The organism is Halorubrum halophilum (assembly GCF_000739595.1).
In the GTDB taxonomy this organism is placed as follows: Archaea; Halobacteriota; Halobacteria; order Halobacteriales; family Haloferacaceae; genus Halorubrum; species Halorubrum halophilum.
In genome coordinates this window covers 1-1,658 of sequence record NZ_BBJP01000038.1, presented here as the reverse complement: position 1 = coordinate 1,658, position 1,658 = coordinate 1, and the positions used below count along the sequence as shown (strand labels likewise).

General features: G+C 59.7%; 1 protein-coding gene. It reads left to right on the top strand.

Annotated features, from left to right (window positions below):
* The first annotated feature begins 253 nt into the window (after positions 1–253).
* Positions 254–1,444 (top strand): ISH3 family transposase, encoded by a 1,191-nt coding sequence (locus tag ACP96_RS12695; RefSeq protein ID WP_050033563.1) that lies wholly within the window; start codon positions 254–256, stop codon positions 1,442–1,444.
* Positions 1,445–1,658 lie beyond the last annotated feature (214 nt).

Genomic DNA, 1,658 nt, shown 5'->3' with positions numbered 1-1,658 from the left:
CCACTCAGCACCCCCAGCAGTCGGCTGAGTCAGCCACAACTCGGAATCGGTGGCAGTGCCAGGGGGCTCACATCGATTGTGTGGTACTGGACCGGCCCGTCGACGTCGAGTTCGAACTGGTAATCCGTGAGATGTCTCTCACAAGTGTCGCTAGTTGTCCACTCTGGCTCAGGAGTCCAGCAGCTGATACGTAGTCCTGAGTGAAGCGGATGAATCAGGAACCTGATTCATCCGCTGTCCGGATACGCACCTGATGAACCTACCAAAACTCACGCAGGTGCTTACAGATCCGGACGAGTTCATTACGAACAGCCAACTCAAGACTCTTGCTCTGGAGGCGCTCGAGTTGGTTCCGATGCCCGGAATCGAGGGCTCGCCCCTCGATTCTGGCGAAATCATGGAAGTCGTCCTCCGAGCAGCTGTCGGCACAACCTCGGTCAACGGCGTCACGACCAACACAGACGAGACACCAAACAGAGAGCCCGTCATGGATTGGCTCCATACCCTCGACGAAGAGCCGATGCTGGACGCTATCAACGACATTCTGGCAACGCTGGCGATGTCGGTTCTCGACCGCGAGGGGTCGAGAACCGTCTGTATCGACTTCATGGATAACCCGTTTCACGGCCATCCAGACGACGACACCGAGATCAGGCGAATGCAAGCACGTGATGGCACGACGAAGTGCCATCGGTACTGCACAGCGTTCGTGATCGCGCAGGGGAAGCCGCTGACGTTGGCCGTTGAACCGGTTGCTGGCGACGATAGCGCAGCCGACGCGGTCGAGCGCACGCTCGCCCGCGTCGAGCTGTATCCGTTCGAGACCGAGCGGCTTCTCATGGATCGAGCAGCCTACGTCGGCGAGCTGATCGGCGTGCTGCGGGCGGTTGCACCGCCAGTCTTCCCGGTCAAGACCGGGAAGGCGTCGCTCCGAGAGAAACTTTCAGCGACGGCGTCGCACATGACCGAAGAGACGATCTGTGACGGGAAAGCGCACGAGCAGACGTATCCGCTGGCGGTCAACGTCACGTACCAGAACGGTGATCGCGGGAAGTCAGGACTCAAACAGACTGGATACGCGGCGTACGGTCTGGAAGACCGCACGCCGCAGCAAGTGGCGCAGATATACAATAACCGATCACGGATCGAGAAGAGCTACGAGAAATTCCGGGAAGCGCGCGCCCTGACAACGACGCCATCGACGACGATTCGGCTGTTCTACGTGGGTGTTGGGTTCCTGTTAGAGCAGTTGTGGCTCGTGGTGCAGTGGGCGGTGCTCGCCCGGCCACGGCGTGGCGGGCGAGCACTCCCGGTGGCGTTCACGTTCGGTGATGCGTTCCTCCACGGGATCGAACAGGTGTTGGACGATGAACTGGGCTGGAAGAAGAAGCATCGGACGAACGGTGTTGGACTCCCGGCAGGGTGCGAGCACGGACTCGGCTGAGTCGCCTCGCTTCGGTGAAGCGAGGCTGAGGAGGAGCGACAGCTTTGTTCTGAGAGTGCCCTCAGCGACAGCGACAGAAGGAACACGTATGGAAGTAGATGCTTTCTCGACCCTCCGCAGCGTTCGTAGGGTTCTTCGTCTCGTCTTCAGCGTTCTTCCGGTGTGAAACCGAGGTTTTGCTGCCGCCGTTATCGAGAGAGTGGACAACTAGCGA